Annotated in this window: 12 protein-coding genes and 3 pseudogenes; 10 read left to right on the top strand and 5 right to left on the bottom strand. The window is 72.9% G+C overall.

Features of this window, described 5'->3' with window-relative positions; genetic code table 11:
• Positions 1-137: 137 nt before the first annotated feature.
• From EDD90_RS09285 to EDD90_RS09270, 4 genes are all read right to left on the bottom strand, one after another.
• Positions 138-965, bottom strand: a complete 828-nt coding sequence (locus EDD90_RS09285; RefSeq protein WP_123972611.1) for a hypothetical protein — start codon at positions 963-965, stop codon at positions 138-140.
• Entirely contained in the window at positions 962-1,678 is a 717-nt protein-coding gene (locus EDD90_RS09280; protein ID WP_123972610.1) for a ParA family protein, read from the bottom strand. The genes EDD90_RS09285 and EDD90_RS09280 overlap by 4 nt, the downstream gene beginning before the upstream one ends.
• A 191-nt stretch (positions 1,679-1,869) precedes the next feature.
• Positions 1,870-2,442 carry a helix-turn-helix domain-containing protein gene (locus EDD90_RS09275; RefSeq protein WP_311737204.1) on the bottom strand — a complete coding sequence of 191 codons (573 nt, stop codon included), beginning with the start codon at positions 2,440-2,442 and terminating at the stop codon, positions 1,870-1,872.
• Positions 2,439-3,902: a helix-turn-helix domain-containing protein gene (locus tag EDD90_RS09270; protein WP_123972608.1), complete on the bottom strand. Its 1,464-nt coding sequence runs from the start codon at positions 3,900-3,902 to the stop codon at positions 2,439-2,441. Before EDD90_RS09270 ends, EDD90_RS09275 begins: the two co-directional genes overlap by 4 nt.
• A gap of 406 nt (positions 3,903-4,308) precedes the next feature.
• Here EDD90_RS09270 and EDD90_RS57020 point away from each other — a divergent pair.
• The 4 genes and pseudogenes from EDD90_RS57020 to EDD90_RS57015 form a co-directional block, all read left to right on the top strand.
• Positions 4,309-4,446, top strand: a pseudogene (locus EDD90_RS57020) (ribonuclease domain-containing protein); the annotation flags it as partial.
• Between the two features lie 309 nt (positions 4,447-4,755).
• Positions 4,756-6,006 carry a histidine kinase gene (locus tag EDD90_RS09260; protein WP_123972607.1) on the top strand — a complete coding sequence of 417 codons (1,251 nt, stop codon included), beginning with the start codon at positions 4,756-4,758 and terminating at the stop codon, positions 6,004-6,006.
• 55 nt (positions 6,007-6,061) lie between these two features.
• A complete protein-coding gene (locus tag EDD90_RS09255) occupies positions 6,062-6,730 on the top strand; it encodes a response regulator transcription factor (protein WP_123972606.1) in 669 nt (222 codons plus the stop codon).
• A gap of 93 nt (positions 6,731-6,823) precedes the next feature.
• Positions 6,824-7,036: pseudogene (locus EDD90_RS57015) on the top strand (cytochrome P450); the annotation flags it as partial.
• 94 nt (positions 7,037-7,130) lie between these two features.
• Here EDD90_RS57015 and EDD90_RS09245 read toward each other — a convergent pair.
• The gene (locus EDD90_RS09245; RefSeq protein ID WP_123972605.1) at positions 7,131-8,141 is read right to left on the bottom strand and encodes a Gfo/Idh/MocA family oxidoreductase; all 1,011 of its coding nucleotides are present in this window, start codon (positions 8,139-8,141) and stop codon (positions 7,131-7,133) included.
• Between the two features lie 130 nt (positions 8,142-8,271).
• On the opposite strand from EDD90_RS09245, the gene EDD90_RS09240 reads away from it, so the two are divergent.
• The 6 genes and pseudogenes from EDD90_RS09240 (at position 8,272) to EDD90_RS09215 (ending at position 16,547) form a co-directional block, all read left to right on the top strand.
• Entirely contained in the window at positions 8,272-9,009 is a 738-nt protein-coding gene (locus EDD90_RS09240) for a GntR family transcriptional regulator (protein ID WP_123981064.1), read from the top strand.
• A gap of 199 nt (positions 9,010-9,208) precedes the next feature.
• Positions 9,209-9,451 (top strand): annotated as a pseudogene (locus EDD90_RS57010) (sugar ABC transporter substrate-binding protein); the annotation flags it as partial.
• A gap of 197 nt (positions 9,452-9,648) precedes the next feature.
• A complete protein-coding gene (locus EDD90_RS09230) occupies positions 9,649-10,794 on the top strand; it encodes an ROK family glucokinase (RefSeq protein ID WP_123972604.1) in 1,146 nt (381 codons plus the stop codon).
• Positions 10,791-11,372: a sugar kinase gene (locus EDD90_RS09225; protein WP_123972603.1), complete on the top strand. Its 582-nt coding sequence runs from the start codon at positions 10,791-10,793 to the stop codon at positions 11,370-11,372. The genes EDD90_RS09230 and EDD90_RS09225 overlap by 4 nt, the downstream gene beginning before the upstream one ends.
• A gap of 133 nt (positions 11,373-11,505) precedes the next feature.
• Positions 11,506-14,328, top strand: coding sequence for a DEAD/DEAH box helicase (locus tag EDD90_RS09220; protein WP_123972602.1), 2,823 nt, complete (start codon positions 11,506-11,508; stop codon positions 14,326-14,328).
• Positions 14,325-16,547 carry an SWIM zinc finger family protein gene (locus tag EDD90_RS09215; protein WP_123972601.1) on the top strand — a complete coding sequence of 741 codons (2,223 nt, stop codon included), beginning with the start codon at positions 14,325-14,327 and terminating at the stop codon, positions 16,545-16,547. The genes EDD90_RS09220 and EDD90_RS09215 overlap by 4 nt, the downstream gene beginning before the upstream one ends.
• Positions 16,548-16,550: the final 3 nt, after the last annotated feature.

Raw genomic sequence — 16,550 nt, 5'->3', positions numbered from 1 at the left:
GTTGTCGAGCAGCAGGTCACAGAGATTACGGGACAGCCCTTAGTCGACTATTGGGCTAGTGGAATAGTCGGCAGAGGGGACGCGGACCCCACGGACCGCGCCCCCCTGCGCTGCATGGGAACCGTTGCTTCAGGCTGTCAGAAGCCGCGGGTGGACAGCCATTCGTCCATTGCGACGGCGACGATGTCGCCGAGGGGCAGGTGGTCGAGTTCGTTGTCCAGCGCGAAGCGCTTGATGCGCTTCTTCAGCTTCAGCGCGGCCGGCACGGACGAGTCGAGGGACTCGCGGGTGATGATGCGCTGGTTGAGGACGACCGCGACATCGGGGATGCCCTGGGGTCGGCCCGGTCCCTGTGTCCAGGGCACGCCCTCGCTGGGCGCTTCCTGCGCCCGAGCCCCGTGGCTGTGCTCTCGTGTCGGTTCCTTGGCCTCGACGGGGAAAGCCGTACCGGTGACGACAGGTGCCGTCGCGCGGACCGCTATCTCCGCGACCGCTCCAGGAATCGGGACATCTGCGGCCGTGGCGACGCTCCCCTTCGTCGCGGAGTGCTCGCTGAACCCAACGGGGGCGGCAGCGGGCGTCTCCGCCTGCGCAGCGGGTAGCGGTACCGGTCCGGCAGTGGTGGCAACCGTCTGAGGCGAGGGACTCTCGGCCGCTGCCGGTGCCGCAGCGTTCGGGGTGGACGCAGCTGCCGAGTCTGCGGCGACCGGATACGCATCGTGTTCCGTCCCGACCTGCGCCGGGGCTGCTGCGACGTGAGCGAGCACCGGAACGGGGCTTGCGCCGGGCACGCCTTCGGGCGCCTGGGCTGTCGCCCGGGCGGGAGGCTGTTCGGCGGCGTACTGCTCGGGGGTGAGTTCGGCGGCCGGGGGAGGGGGCGGCGGGGCCGCATTCTTGGCCCCGCCGCCGAGGGTGCGACCGGTGCGGCGGGCCGGGGGCTTCAGCTTCTCGTTCTTTTCGGTCATGCCTGGGTCAGCTCCTTCATGAGCTCGGCGTAATCGCTCAGTTCGGTCGGGATCTCGCCGAAGGCCTCCATGTAGTGGACCCAGGAGTGGATGGTGGTGTCGGCGAGCGGGAACGGCTCGTCGCGGTCGGGGCCGATGCCCTCGCCCTCGGCGGGGTCGAGGAGCTTGTCCTTCGCGATGCGGGGCAAGCTGGTGCGGTCGTCGGCCTTGACCATGACGACGTGGGCGGTGACGCCACGGGCGTTGCGAGCGGCGGCGCGCTCGGCCTCGTCGAAGGTGGCGACCAGCTTGCGGCGCTCGATCTTGGTCGGGGCGACCGGCACGAGCAGCAGGTTCGCCTCGGTAACCGCCTCGTGGAAGATCCGAGCACTGCCACCGCCGGCGTCGACGACGATCGCGCCGAACTCGGCCCGCTTGGCGCGGATGTACTCGGCGATGTCGTCGAACGGGTACCGCTCGACCACCAGGTTCTCGGGAATCTCGAAGCCGGCGGCCTGGGCGACCTTGAACCAGTCGTAGGCGGACTGACTCGTGGCATCGGCATCCAGCAGGAGCGTGGGCAGGCCGAGGACGACGGCGTAGTACAGGGCGATGAACCACGCGGAGGTGGTCTTGCCGGTGCCGCCCTTGAGCATGCCGACGACGATGACGAAGGCGTCCCAGGCGTGTTCGGCGGCCGCGGCAAGGGCCTTGTGGCGGGTGTTCTCGTTCACGTGTGCGCGATCTCCTGAATCGAAAATGTGGTTGTTAGACGTGGTGTGTGGTGGGCGGCTTGGGAGCCCTCTTGGGCATGCCGGGCCGGGCTGTAACGGGGGTGCCCGGGCCGTCCGGGTGAGGCCGGCATGGTGAGGACGGGTGTGTTGCACCGGCCATCGGGCCCTAGCGGGGATCTCGACGAGGGCGGTCATGGCTGCTTCTTGCTGGTGTGGCGGCCGGGGCCGTGGCGGTGTTGGGGGCGCATGGGGGTGTGGGCCTGACGCAGGAGGCGGTAGACGGTGGCCGTGGAGTAGTTGCACTCTTGGGCGAGCTCGGGCACTGTCGCCCCGGCCTCGTAGCGCACCCGCAGCCAGGCCGCGAGCTTGCCCCGCTTCGCCCGGGATGCCGCGGAGCGGATCTGTATCGTCTGCCGCGTGCTGCGCACCCTGCCGCCCGCCTCGACGACCAGACGGCGGGCGGCCGGCTTGGACTTGCCCGCGGCCGCGGCGAGTTCACCGAGAGTCGCGCCGTGCGTCTCGTAGAGGATGCGCAGCCTGGCCGCCAGACGCGCGCGAGCCTCCTGGCCGTCGCGCATCCTGCGGGTCTGCCACGAGGTCCGCATCACCGTCCCGGCCTCACGCAGCCGGTTCAGGACCGTCCCGTAAGGCAGACCGCTCGCGGCCACCAGTTCCTGGACCGTGGCCCCGCCCTCGTACTCCTCACGCAACTTCTGTGCGCTGGGCGGCTCGCCCTCGCGCTGGTTGGGGGGTGGTGGGTTCACGAGGCGGACTCCCATTCGCTGAGGGCTTGGGTATGGGCTGCCGCCAGCTCGTCATAAGTGCGCTGGTCGGCAGGAGTGATGAGGATCAGCCGGCCGTCCGTGGCCACCCGCCACTCGGTCGAAGACCGTCCGGTGACGGGATCGAGGACGCGTCCACCCGGGGCGTGCCAGGCAGCCGGAACCTCATCCGGCCGCACCGAGGGGACCAGGACCTGGCAGCCGTCCCGGACGATCACCACGGCCCGGCTGCGGTGCTCCGCCAGACGCTCCAGGGCCTTTCGGTAGAGGGTGCGTTCGGCCGCATGCAGGGCCTTGCGGCGCGCCGCGGTCCCTGCCGTACCGTGCCGGAGGGCGATCTCGTCCCAGCTCTGGGCCGGCTGTGTGTCCGTAGTGGCCTTGTCACTGGTGGGGGAGTGGCCGATGCCGTGCAGGGCGCGGGGGGTGAGGGTCCAGGTTTCGCCGTGGTGGTGGACGAGGCCGTGGTGGGCCAGGCGCCGGAGGGTGCGGTAGGCGGTGGCACGGGAGACCGAGGAACTGGCGATCAGGTCCGTGATGGTCTGGGTGGGCCGGGCGTGAAGCGCGCTGATGATCACGAGGGCGGTGCTGCCGAGGCCGTGGTGGGCGAAGGCGTCGTGGGCCATGAGGCGGGCGAGGACGGTGGAGTCGATGTCCGGCGCGTTGCCGGTCTCAGGGGTGGTCCACTCCTCAAGCGCCGGGTCGGGGGGGTACTGAGTGGTACGGGAACGAGACAGCACAGGGGGCGCCACGTGCTGGCGGGGGGTGCCGAGGGCGAGGTACCAGGTGGAGCCCTCCCGACCGCGCCCCGCCCGCAGACGGCGCAGCCAGCCGTACGGTTTCAGGACAGTCTCGTACGTGGCCCGCAGGGTGGTCCGGGAGATTCCGGCTTCCTCGGCGGTCTGCCGCTCACTGGCGTGGTGCAGCGGACCGCCCGCGGTCTCCGCGAAGGTCAGGTGCGCCCGCAGGACCCGCAGCGCGGTCCGGCCCCGCTCCCCGCGCCACGGCGTGGTCTCGATCTGGTCCCGCAGCGCGGCGAGGAGTTCGTAGGCGTGGTCCCGGGAGTCGACCGGCACGGTGGCGCTGACGGTCTGGACGGCGCTGGCCCACACGCGGTGGATGTAGTCCAGTGCGCGCGCCTGCCCGGAGCGCAGGGCGATGTCCCGGGCGTGTCGGCCACCCTCGTGGTCGGGGTGCAGCAGCAACCGCGTCAGCTGCTCGACGCTGCCGCCGGCACGGGCCACGTGGCAGGCGATGGCTGCGGTGATCCGGTGACCGTGCTCCGATATGCCCTGGCGGTTGCCGCGCAGGGTCACTGTGCGGCCGTCATGGCCGAGCCTGCTGTAGCTGCCTGCCGCGTAGCGGCCGGTGAGGTCGCCGAGCAGGACCAGGTCGGCGGCGGGCTTGGGGAGGGAGGCGAGTCCCTGCAGCGTGGGGTATGGCATTCGGGGGTCGTCCCATGGACATGGATGCCACCGCGGACCTCTAAATCAGAGGTGGCGTCCGGAACTGACCTCCAATCGGTGCCAGCGAAGCCTCCAGGATTGCCGTCCTGGGGGCTTTCGTGCGCTCTGGCACCGGGCGGAGGCAGGCGTCCCCATCGCGGCTCGACCGGAGACGGCCGAGAGGCCTGTCAGAGTCGCCACCCTGGATCCGTACCGGTCAACGCCGGTCGCTCAAAGGGCAGTTTGGGAGGCTGATGCCTCTGACTGCCTCTGAGCGACCCGGGTCGAACCGGGGTCGAATCAGAGCGCTTTCCTCTGACTGCCTCCGATCGCCTCTGCAACCCGACCTAGCAGGTCACAACCGTTTCGGCCTCAGTAAGCCCAGGTCGGAGGGGTGCGGCGGAATTACCACGAGTACACGGTCATCACGCCGGGCTCGTCCACGCGCGGAGCACGACGCATCGTGACCGGCGAGGCGTACCAGGAGGACTACTACACGTCGGACCACTACGCCTCGTTCGACCTGATCGACTTCGACTGCTGAGCAGCCCGTCGAGCCGACCGGTCCGACACCAGGAACGGTGCGACCGGCCGGAGGTCCGGTCCGCGTTCTGCCGGACCCCCGGCTCCTGATCCGAAGTCATGAATCCGAGCGGTTCCAGCAGCTGTTTCACGGTACGACCCTCGCCCCGCGGCTTCCCCCCATGCCATCGGCCGTGGGGCGAGTCGTTCCCGCTGGAAGACCGCCGCCACGCGCGCGTGGCGCGCCGAAAGTCCACACGAGCGCAACTTTGGTCGACGATCCCGTGCGCAGGGCGGTGCCGCGCTCCGGGTCTGCGTAGATTTGGCGACCGTGAGCGGTGACATTCCGGTACGGACGTTCGAAGGGCGACGGTGGCTCTTCCCGTCCGCCGTGATCCATGAACTCGATCCAGACGCCCAGGCCGGCGGCCGGCGGCCCCGCCGTACCGCGCGGGACTGGCTCGTCGACTTCACCTGTTTCCTGCTGGCCGTCGTCGTGGGCGCGGCCGGCGCGGACACCGTCCGGCACGAGGCGCACCTCCCGCACACCCTCGCCGTCCTCGACGTGCTGATCGGCGGCCTCGCCTGCGGCGCGGTCTGGCTGCGCCGCCGCTGGCCGCTCGGCCTCGCCGTCGCGATGATCCCGGTGAGCTTCGTCTCCGCGACCGCGGGCGGCGCCTCCATGGTCGCCCTGTTCACCCTCGCCGTGCACCGCCCGTTCCGGCACCTGGCCTGGATCACCGGCGTCAGCCTGGCCCTGGTCCCGGTCTTCTACTGGCTGCGGCCCGACCCCGATCTGCCCTACCTCGTGGTCGTCGTCCTCGCCGCGCTGTTCACCCTCCTGGTGGCCTGCCTCGGCATGTTCGTCCGCTCCAAGCGGCAGCTGATGGTCAGCCTGCGCGACCGGGCCCGGCGCGCCGAGACCGAGGCCGGGCTGCGAGCCGAGCGGGCCCAACGGCTGGCCAGGGAGGCCATAGCCCGCGAGATGCACGACGTCCTCGCCCACCGGCTCACCCTGCTCAGCGTGCACGCCGGTGCCCTGGAGTTCCGGCCCGACGCGCCCCGGGAGGAGATCGCCCGGGCCGCCGGGGTCATCCGGGAGAGCGCCCACGAAGCCCTCCAGGACCTGCGCGAGATCATCGGCGTCCTGCGCGCGACCGACGGCGACGAGGCCGGCGGCCGGCCCCAGCCCACCCTCGCCGCCCTGGAGGCTCTTGTCGCCGAGTCCCGCCAGGCCGGCATGAAGGTCACCCTCGACAACCACGTGGGCGACCCGGCGGCCGTACCCGCCTCCGTCGGCCGTACCGCCTACCGCATCGCCCAGGAAGGCCTCACCAACGCCCGCAAGCACGCCCCCGGCGCCGAGGTCACCGTTCGCGTCACCGGCACGCCCGGCGCTGGCCTGGACATCACCGTGCACAACCCCGCCCCCGAGACCGAGGCCCCGCCCGTCCCCGGGTCCGGCCAGGGCCTGATCGGCCTCACCGAACGCGCCACGCTGGCCGGGGGACACCTCCAGCACCTGGCCACCGGCGACGGCGGCTTCGAGGTCCGGGCCTGGCTGCCCTGGGCAGCGGCCTGAACCGCACCACGCGACGCCGTACCGGCGAGATTGCGTACGTGATTACGTAGGGGGCATGACCGCGATCAGACTGCTGCTCGTCGACGACGACCCGCTGGTGCGGGCGGGGCTGTCCCTCATGATGGGCGGCGCCGAGGACATCGAGATCGTCGGGGAGGGCGCCGACGGCGACGAGGTCGAGGCGCTCGTCGACCGCACCCGCCCGGACGTCGTCCTGATGGACATCCGTATGCCCACCGTGGACGGACTCACCGCCACCGAGCGGCTGCGCGCGCGGGCGGACGCCCCGCAGGTCGTCGTCCTGACCACCTTCCACGCCGACGAACAGGTCCTGCACGCGCTGCGCGCGGGTGCCGCCGGGTTCGTCCTCAAGGACACCCCGCCCGCCGAGATCGTCGACGCGGTGCGCCGGGTCGCGGCCGGTGACCCCGTCCTGTCGCCCGCCGTCACCCGCCAGCTGATGCGGCACGCGGCCGGCACCCGGGCCGACACCCGGCAGGCACGCGCGCGTGACCGGCTCGCGGCCCTCAACGACCGCGAACGCGAGGTCGCCGTCGCGGTCGGCCGGGGCCTCGCCAACGCCGAGATCGCCACCGGCCTCTTCATGAGCGTCGCCACCGTCAAGACCCACGTCTCCCACATCCTGGCCAAGCTCGGCCTCAACAACCGGGTTCAGATCGCCCTGCTGGCGTACGACGCCGGGCTCCTGGAAGACACCCTCTAGGGCTCTCCTGGCCCCTGGGCACCAATCGCGGGGCCGGTGCGTTGTGGGAAGTACCGGGACGGCTTCGGGGGACGCGTCCGCAAGGGGGAAGACATGACGCGAGTGATCGACCTGAGCGAGTACGGCGACACGTTCCGCACCGACCCGCATCCGGTGTACGCCGGGCTGCGGGCGCGGGGCCCGGTGCACCGCGTGAGGCTGCCGGGCGCCGACCAGTTCTACGAGAGCTGGCTGGTGGTGGGGTACGAGGAGGCACGGGCGGCGCTCGCCGACCCCCGCCTGGTCAAGGACACCGGAAAGATCGGCTTCCGGTGCGCTGGTGACCGAAGCCGTAGCCGAGCCGGAGCCGACGGCGGTTGTCCCGGCCTGTCCGTCCGGCTCGTCCGTCCGTCCCGTCCGGTCAGGCGAGTCGGTCCGGGATCTCCGCCAGTGCCACCGGTCTTCGCTCGTGCCGGGACACCTCGCAGGCCTCCGCGATCCGCAGCGCCTGGAGCGCCTCGCGTCCGTCGCAGGGATTGGCGAGCGCGCCCCGCACCACGTCGACGAAGGCGCACAGCTCGGCCTCGTAGGCGGGCCCGAACCGCTCCAGGAAGCCGGGCCACGGCTTGTCCGCGGGCGGCGGACCGGTCGGCTCCGTCGAGGCCACCGGCGTGCGGTCGTCCAGGCCGACCACCACGGTGTCCCGCTCCCCGGAGAGCTCCATCCGCACGTCGTACCCGGCACCGTTCAGCCGGGCCGCCGTGGCCGTGGCCAGTGTGCCGTCGTCCAGGGTGAGCACGGCCGCGCCCGTGTCGACGTCACCGGCCGCGCGGAACATCGCGGGCCCGGCGTCGGAGCCGGTCGCGTAGACGTCGACGACCTCGCGGCCGGTCACCCAGCGCAGCACGTCGAAGTCGTGGATCAGTGTGTCCCGGAACAGCCCGCCGGACAGCGGCAGCCACTCCGGCGGGGGCGGCGACTGGTCGGAGGTCAGCGCCCGTACGGTGTGCAGCCGCCCGAGCCGGCCCGAGCGCACCGCCTCCCGGGCACCCACGTACCCCGCGTCGAAGCGCCGCTGGAAGCCCATCTGCAGCACCGTCCCGGCCTTCTCCACCTCGGCCAGGGCGTGCAGCGTGCCCGGCAGGTCGAGGGCGATCGGCTTCTCGCAGAAGACCGGCAGCCCGGAGCGCGCCGCCCGGCCGATCAGGTCCGCATGCGCCGAGGTCGCGGTGGTGATCACCACGGCGTCCACGCCCCACCTGAAGATCTCGTCCGTCCCGGGCGCCGCCGTCTCCCCGAGGCGGTGCGCCAGGTCCTGGGCCCGTGCCGGATCCACGTCCGTGAGGATCAGCGATCCGACCTCGCGATTGCGGCTGAGCGTGTTCGCGTGGATGGTGCCGATGCGGCCCGTACCGATGACCCCGATGCGCATGGGAACAAGGTGCTGGTGCAGCCCGTGCGCTGTCAATCCGTATGTCCGGACAATCGAACTACACAACTTCCCGCCAACCCGTCACGGGGATACGCTCAGGCCCGTGCCGAAACCAGATGTGGACCCGACCGTGTCGCTCGACCTCAGAGTGGACCGTAGCTCACCGGTGCCGTTGTATTTCCAGCTCGCCCAGCAGCTGGAAGCGGCCATCGAACACGGCTCGCTCACCCCCGGCAGCCTGCTGGGCAACGAGATCGAACTCGCCGCACGGCTAGGTCTGTCCCGCCCGACCGTCCGTCAGGCCATCCAGTCCCTTGTCGACAAGGGACTCCTCGTCCGCCGCCGGGGCGTCGGCACCCAGGTCGTGCACAGTCAGGTCAAACGCCCGCTGGAGCTCAGCAGCCTCTACGACGACCTGGAGTCGGCCGGCCAGCGCCCCGCGACGAAGGTCCTGGTCAACACGGTCGTCCCGGCCTCCGCCGAGGTCGCGGCCGCGCTCGGGGTCGCCGAGACCACCGAGGTGCACCGCATCGAACGGCTGCGGCTGGCGCACGGCGAGCCGATGGCGTACCTCACCAACTATCTGCCGTCGGGCCTGCTCGACCTGGACACCCGGCAGCTGGAGGCGACCGGCCTGTACCGCCTGATGCGGGGCGCCGGGATCACCCTGCACAGCGCCCGCCAGTCCATCGGCGCGCGCGGCGCCACGGCCGCCGAGGGCGAGCGGCTCAGCGAGCCGGAGGGCGCCCCGCTGCTCACCATGCAGCGCACCACGTACGACGACACCGGCCGCGCCGTCGAGTTCGGTGATCACATCTACCGGCCGACCCGCTACTCCTTCGAGTTCCAGCTGCTCGTACGGACCTGAGTGCCGTCCCGGTCCCGGCTGTGCTGGTCGCATTGTCCGGACAATGTGACCGCAAGGTAACCCCCACCTTGGTAAGGGGTGTACCTCATGTTCGGTACTGAGGCTTTTGGGGCAGGCGAGCTCGCCTTCGGTGGTCACCGACGGTGAGCTCGCCCGCCCCTCTCGCACGTAAGGAGCACGGCAAGAAGGGCACGGCCTCGTGGCACGGTTTCGGACCTGGTTGGGCATCGCGGTGGCGGGGGCGCTGAGCGCCACCCTCGCCGGGTGCAGCAGCACCGGCGGCAAGCGGGCGGAGGACGCCAGGAACACCGCCGCGGCCCAGAGGAGGGCGGCGGTGAACACGCCCCGCTGGACCGTCGCGATGATCACGCACTCGGGGGACGGCGACACCTTCTGGGACATCGTGCAGAACGGTGCCGAGCAGGCCGCCCGCAAGGACAACAGATGGCAGGCGGAAGCGACCTTGAGTCCCTACGCCACGAACTGCAGCGGGGCTAGGGGCGCGGGGCTGTTTCGATGTGCGGCTCCGCCGCGTGGGCGCGACCAGCCACGGACAACCCGCACCCGGCAACGACGCGGTAGCCACCTTTATGTCCCCCGAACGGCACTCCGCGCGAGCGTGCGGCAGAATCGAGCCCGATGAGCACCTACCGCGACCTCACCGCCCCCATCGGCTCCCGCCGAGCCCCCGTCCTGCGAACGGTGGGTACCAGGGAACGCCGCTCCCACCTGACCGCACCCCGTGTGCCGACGGTGGGCATCGACATCGGCGGCACCAAGGTCATGGCGGGCGTCGTGGACGCCGACGGCAACATCCTGGAGAAGCTCCGCACGGAGACCCCGGACAAGTCCAAGAGCCCGAAGGTCGTCGAGGACACGATCGTCGAGCTGGTCCTGGACCTGTCCGACCGGCACGACGTGCACGCGGTCGGCATCGGCGCCGCCGGGTGGGTCGACGCCGACCGCAACCGCGTCCTGTTCGCCCCGCACCTGTCCTGGCGGAACGAGCCGCTGCGCGACCGCCTCGCCGGCCGGCTCGCCGTGCCCGTCCTGGTCGACAACGACGCCAACGCCGCCGCCTGGGCCGAGTGGCGCTTCGGCGCCGGCCGCGGCGAGGACCACCTCGTCATGATCACGCTCGGTACCGGCATCGGCGGTGCCATCCTGGAGGACGGCCAGGTCAAGCGCGGCAAGTACGGCGTCGCCGGCGAGTTCGGTCATATGCAGGTCGTGCCCGGCGGCCACCGCTGCCCGTGCGGCAACCGCGGCTGCTGGGAGCAGTACAGCTCCGGCAACGCGCTGGTCCGCGAGGCCAAGGAACTGGCGGCGGCCGACTCCCCGGTGGCCTACGGGATCATCGAGCACGTCAAGGGCAACATCAACGAGATCTCCGGCCCGATGATCACAGAGCTGGCCCGCGAGGGCGACGCGATGTGCATCGAGCTGCTCCAGGACATCGGCCAGTGGCTCGGCGTCGGCATCGCCAACCTCGCCGCCGCCCTCGACCCGTCCTGCTTCGTGATCGGCGGTGGCGTCAGCGCCGCCGACGACCTGCTGATCGGCCCCGCCCGGGACGCGTTCAAGCGCCAGCTGACCGGCCGCGGCTACCGCCCCGAGGCCCGGATCGCCCGCGCCCAGCTGGGCCCCGAGGCCGGCATGGTCGGCGCCGCCGACCTGGCCCGGCTCGTCGCCCGCCGGTTCCGGCGTGCCAACCGGCGCCGGGTGGAGCGCTACGAGCGCTACGAGCGGTACGCGGAGGCCCGCCGCACCCAGGACACCGCATGATCGCTTCGCTGCCGCACCAGGCCGCACCTCCGGACGAACCGCAGCGCCCGCCGGAGACCCCCGGCCACAAGGCCCGCCGCCGTGCGCTCACGCTGCTGATCATCGTGCTGCTCATCGGCGTACCGGCCGGCTATCTGGTGATCTCCGCCGCCCAGAGCCGCGACAGCGGCAAGGACAAGGAGTCCAAGTACTCGGCGACCGGCCTCACCGAGGGCTGGCCGTCGAAGGTGCAGCGGCGCCTCTACCAGGTGCCCGTCCCGCACCCGGCCGACCGGATCGCGTACTACGAGACGAACAACTGGAAGACCAGCCGTCTCTACGTCCAGTTCCGTACCAACAGCGCCGGCCTGGACGGCTTCCTGGCCGGCATGGGCGTCAACCGGGACGACCTCAAGAAGAACGACATCAGCGTCAGCACCCGCGACCAGAAGATCACCGGCTGGAGGTTCACCGGCCCCGGAGCCTGGTCGGGCCTGACGCACACCCAGAAGAACCCGGCGCCCACCCAGGACGTGGTCGTGAACACGGCCGACCCGAACTACCCGATGATCTACGTCGTCTCGCGCACCGTGCCGTAGCGACCGTCCTGCGCGGTCTTGCGCACCGTGCCGTGGCGACGGGCCCCAGTCGGCCGCCGGAGCCGATTGTCAGACCCCGCCCGTACAGTCGAAGACGTCTGATCCGACGTGTGGGCGGGAGGTGGCAGAACGTATGAGCGGCAGCACGGTGACCGAGACCCCTGACGGCGTGCACGTGCGCCTGGCCGCCGTCTATCTGCCAGCGGACCTCCCGCGCCAGGGCCGGATCGCCTTCTGGGACCCGGCGGGGGACCCGTTGCCCGACTCCGCCTCCGCGTCGGCGACCGAGGACCTGACGGTCGTACGACGGCACGGTGCCGGGGTCCGCCGTCGGCAGGTGCCCGCGCTGACCCTGCCGATCGCCGAGGCCCTCCCGCTGCTCGTCCGGGCCCGCCGCGACCCCGCCGCCCATCCCGCCACCGCCTGCTGGGGCGCCGCCGCCCAGCACGCGCTGCGGCTCGCCGCCCGCGGCCGGCTGCTCCCCGGTCTGACCCCGGCCGGCCACGACGCCTGGCGGGCCGGCCCCCTGGAACCCGCCGACATCGCCCACCTGCGCGCGGTGGCCGCCGCCCTCCCCGCCGAGGGCCACGCCGTCCCGCTGCCCGGCCCCGGCCCGCTCACCCTGCCCCAGCCCGAGGCGCTGATCCGCTCCTTCCTCGACGCGGTCGCCGACACCCTGCCGCGCACCCCGGCCGCGCCCCACACCTCGGGCCGGCCGTTCGCCGCCCGCGAGCCCCAGCGGCTGCCCGACGCCCACGAGTGGGCCGCGGAGGTCGCCGCCGGCATGGACGCGGGCGTGCGGATCTCGCTGCGCCTGGACCTGTCGGCGTACGACCTGTTCGAGGACGGCGAGGGCGCGCTCCGCGCGGGAGCGGCGATCGTCCAGGTGCACAGCCTGGCCGACCCGACCCTGGTGACCGACGCGGCCGCGCTGTGGGCGGGGGAGTCCGACGCCGCCTTCGGCCCCCGCGCGCGCGTCGACGCGGCGCTGGCCGTGCGCCGGGCCGCGCGGGTGTGGCCGCCGCTGGCCCGTCTGGCGGAACAGGACGTACCCGAGGTGCTCGCGCTCTCCGAGGAGGAGCTGGGAGAACTGCTCGGCGTGGCGGCGACCAGGCTCGCGGCGGCCGGGGTCGCCGTGCACTGGCCCCGCGACCTGGCACAGGACCTGACCGCGGCGGCGGTGGTCCGGCCGGCCCCGGGCTCGGCGACCGACGGTACCGGCTTCTTCGAGAGCGAGGAACTGCTTCAGTTCCGCTGGCAGCTGGCGCTCGGCGGCGACCCGCTCAGCGAGGCCGAGATGGACGCCCTGGCGGAGGCCCACCGTCCGGTCGTACGGCTGCGGGACCGCTGGGTGCTCGTCGACCCGGCGCTGGTCCGCAAGGCCCGCAAGCGCGAACTGGGTCTGCTCGACCCGGTCGACGCGCTCTCCGTGGCACTCACCGGCGAGGCCGAGGTGGACGGCGAGACCGTCGAGACGGTCCCCGTCGGCGTCCTCGCGGCCCTGCGCGACCGCCTCACGGCCGGTATCCGCCCGGCCGAGCCGCCCGCCGGTCTGCACGCCACCCTGCGCGACTACCAGCTCCGCGGCCTGGCCTGGCTCGACCTGATGACCTCCCTCGGCCTGGGCGGCTGCCTCGCCGACGACATGGGCCTCGGCAAGACGATCACCGTCATCGCCCTGCACCTGAAGCGGGCGCGCCAGGAGCCGACCCTGGTGGTCTGCCCCGCCTCCCTGCTGGGCAACTGGCAGCGGGAGATCGCCCGGTTCGCACCCGGCGTCCCGGTCCGCCGCTTCCACGGCCCCGACCGCACCCTGGACGGCCTCGCCTCGGGCTTCGTCCTCACGACCTACGGCACCATGCGCGCCACCGCGGCCCGCCTCGCCGAACAGCCCTGGGGCATGGTCGTCGCCGACGAGGCACAGCACGTGAAGAACCCCTACTCGGCCACCGCCAAGGCGCTGCGCACGATCCCGTCCCCCGCGCGCGTGGCCCTCACCGGCACCCCCGTGGAGAACAACCTCTCCGAACTCTGGGCCCTGCTCGACTGGACCACCCCCGGACTCCTCGGCCCCCTGAAGTCCTTCCGCGCCCGGCACGCGCGCGCGGTGGAGAACGGCGAGGACGAGGAGGCGGTGAGCCGGCTCGCCCGCCTGGTCCGCCCGTTCCTCCTGCGCCGCAAGAAGTCCGACCCGGGCATCGTCCCCGAACTGCCCCCCAAGACCGAGACGGACCACCCCGTCCCGCTCACCCGCGAACAGGCCGCGCTCTACGAGGCGGTGGTCCGTGAGTCGCTGCTCGCCATCGAGACGGCCGACGGCATCGCACGCCGGGGCATGGTGCTCAAGCTGCTCGGCGCGCTCAAACAGATCTGCGACCACCCCGGGCTGTACCTGAAGGAGGAGTCCCGCGTCGACGGACTGGCCGCCCGCTCCGGCAAGCTCACCCTGCTCGACGAGCTGCTGGACACCGTCCTCGCAGAGGACGGCTCGGCACTCGTCTTCACCCAGTACGTCGGAATGGCCCGCATGATCACCGCGCACCTCCAGGTCCGCGCGGTCCCGGTCGACCTCCTGCACGGCGGCACACCGGTACCGGAGCGGGAGCGCATGGTTGACCGCTTCCAGGCCGGCGCGACCCCGGTCCTCGTGCTGTCCCTGAAGGCCGCGGGCACCGGCCTCAACCTCACCCGCGCGGGCCATGTCGTCCACTTCGACCGCTGGTGGAACCCGGCGGTGGAGGAACAGGCCACCGACCGCGCGTACCGCATCGGCCAGACCCAGCCCGTCCAGGTCCACCGCCTGGTCACCGAGGGCACCGTCGAGGACCGCATCGCCGAGATGCTGGAGTCCAAGCGCGCCCTCGCCGACGCGATCCTGGGCTCCGGCGAGGCAGCTCTGACCGAACTGACGGACCGTGAGCTGTCCGACCTGGTGTCGTTGCGGAGGACGTCATGAGCGAGGGCGAGCAGCGACCGGGCGACGCGGCCCGACGGGCGCTGCGGGCGGCGCGGGGGCGCGGGGCGGAGACCGGGGGCGACGGGGTGGCTCCGGTCGAGGAGGAGGCGGCGGCTCCGGTCGAGGGCTCGGCGGAGCACACGGAGGAGCGGGCGCAGGGTGCGGCCGAGCCCGGTGAACCGGCGCAGGGCGTCGGCTCGCGGGCGGGGGGAACAGCGGGCGTGGCGTCGGGGGAGCGGGCGCCCAGGCCCGGTGACGTCGCGCGTCTGGCGCTGCGGACGGCTGTCGCCGCGAAGGGCGCGGAGGACGGGGCCGCCGACTCCGACTCCGGCTCCGGTTCGCACGAGGCCGACGCCGACCGGCCCGGCCCGGGTGTCACCCGGACCGACTCCGGTGCTGCCGCCTCCCGCCCCGGGGGTCGTCCCGGTGACATCGCCCGGGAGGCGTTGCGTGCGGCGCGGGAGGAGCGGCGGCGGGCCGAGGCGGCCGCGGCAGAGGCGGCCGAAGCGGCTCCGGCCCGTGCGGCGCGCCCGCCGCTGTCACCGGCTCTGGCAGCCGCGACGCGTCATCGCACCGCCCGTGACCTGAAGCAGTTCCTGGCGACCGCGTTCCGGATGCCCCCGGACGAGGACGAGCCGGTGGCGCCCGAACCGACCGACGACCGGACGGGCGAGGGAACCCCGGCCGGACTCGTCGACGAGGAGCGGTCCGTGGACGGGCGGCTTCCCCGGGTGACGGGTCCGGCACACCCGCACGCCGCGGCATCTGCGCATCCGGGGCCGACCGATCGCGGGCCTGTGACCGGCCCCCGGCGCCCCGAGGACCTTCCGCGCACGACCGGGGCGATGGGTGCCGGTGACCCCGCGCAGTCGTGGGGGCACGGCCACACCTCCACCGGAGGCACGGAGACCGCGGGCACCCCAACCGCCCCCACCACCCCCCACCTGCCCCGCACCATGGCGACCCCTCACCGCGACACCGAACTCCGCCGTACCTTCCCCTCCCTCCCGGCCCGGTCCTCCGCCGTCGGCCCCGAGTTCGCCGAGACCTGGTGGGGCAACGCCTGGGTCCGGGCGCTCGAAGAGGGCGCGTTGGACGTCAAGCGGCTGGCCCGGGGGCGGAGTTACGCGGAGCAGGGGCAGGTGGACGCCATCACCGTGACCCCCGGACTGGTCCTCGCCTATGTGCAGGGGAGCCGGCCCCGGCCGTACCGCGTACAGCTGCGGTTGCGTACCTTCGGCGAGGACGAGTGGGAGCGGTTCCTGGAGGCCGCCGCCGACCGGCCCGGGGACATCGCCGCCCTGCTCGACAAGGAGTTGCCGCAGACACTCGCGGACAGCGGGGTTCCGTTGCTGCCCGGGCCGGGAGAGCTCGAACCCCGTTGCAGCTGCCCGGACTTCGGCCACCCCTGCAAGCACGCGGCCGCACTCTGCTACCAGACCGCGCGGCTGCTGGACGCCGACCCGTTCGTGCTGCTTCTGCTGCGCGGCCGCGGGGAGCGCGAGGTGCTCGACGCGCTGTCCCGCCGGAACGCCGCCCGCGCGGCCCGGGAGCGGCAGCCGACGTCGCTGCCCGGCATCCGGGCCACCGAGGCCCTCGTCCCGCGGCAACTCCCGCCGCTGCCGCCCCCGTTGCCGGTCCCGGCGCACCCCGAGCAGCCCCCGGTCTATCCGGCGGTGCCCGGCGGACCCGACCCCTTCGCGCTGGACCAGCTCGCCACCGACGCCGCCGCCCGCGCCCACGCCCTGCTCGCCACCGGATGCGACCCGGTCGGCGAGCTGACCCTCTGGCAGGACGCGGTGCGGCTGGCCGCGGCCCGCCCCGGCTCCGGCCTCACCGCGTCCACCCGTGCCCTCTACGCGACCCTCGCCGACGCCGTCGGCCGTACCCCGGGCGACCTGGCGCGCGCGGTCGCCGCCTGGCGCCAGGGCGGGATCGAGGGGCTCGACGTACTCGAAGAGCCGTGGGATCCACCGGCCGGCCGCTTCGACCGAGCGCGACCGTTGCTCCTCGCCGCCGATCTCCCGGCGTTCCGCCCCTGGCGCAACCACCTCACCCACCCGGCCGGCCATGTCCAGCTCCGCCTCGGCCGCGACGGCCTCTGGTACGCCTACGAGTCCGAACCGGGCCACGACGACTGGTGGCCCAGAGGCACCCCGGACCTGGACCCGGTGGGCGCGCTTACGGGCCTGGGCACGGCGGACGACCTTCAGCCCTGAGCG

The sequence above is a fragment of the Streptomyces sp. Ag109_O5-1 genome (genome assembly GCF_003814875.1).
Classification (GTDB): Bacteria; Actinomycetota; Actinomycetes; order Streptomycetales; family Streptomycetaceae; genus Streptomyces; species Streptomyces sasae.
The sequence above is the reverse complement of the archived record's forward strand: the minus strand, read 5'-3'. Positions and strand labels throughout refer to the sequence as shown.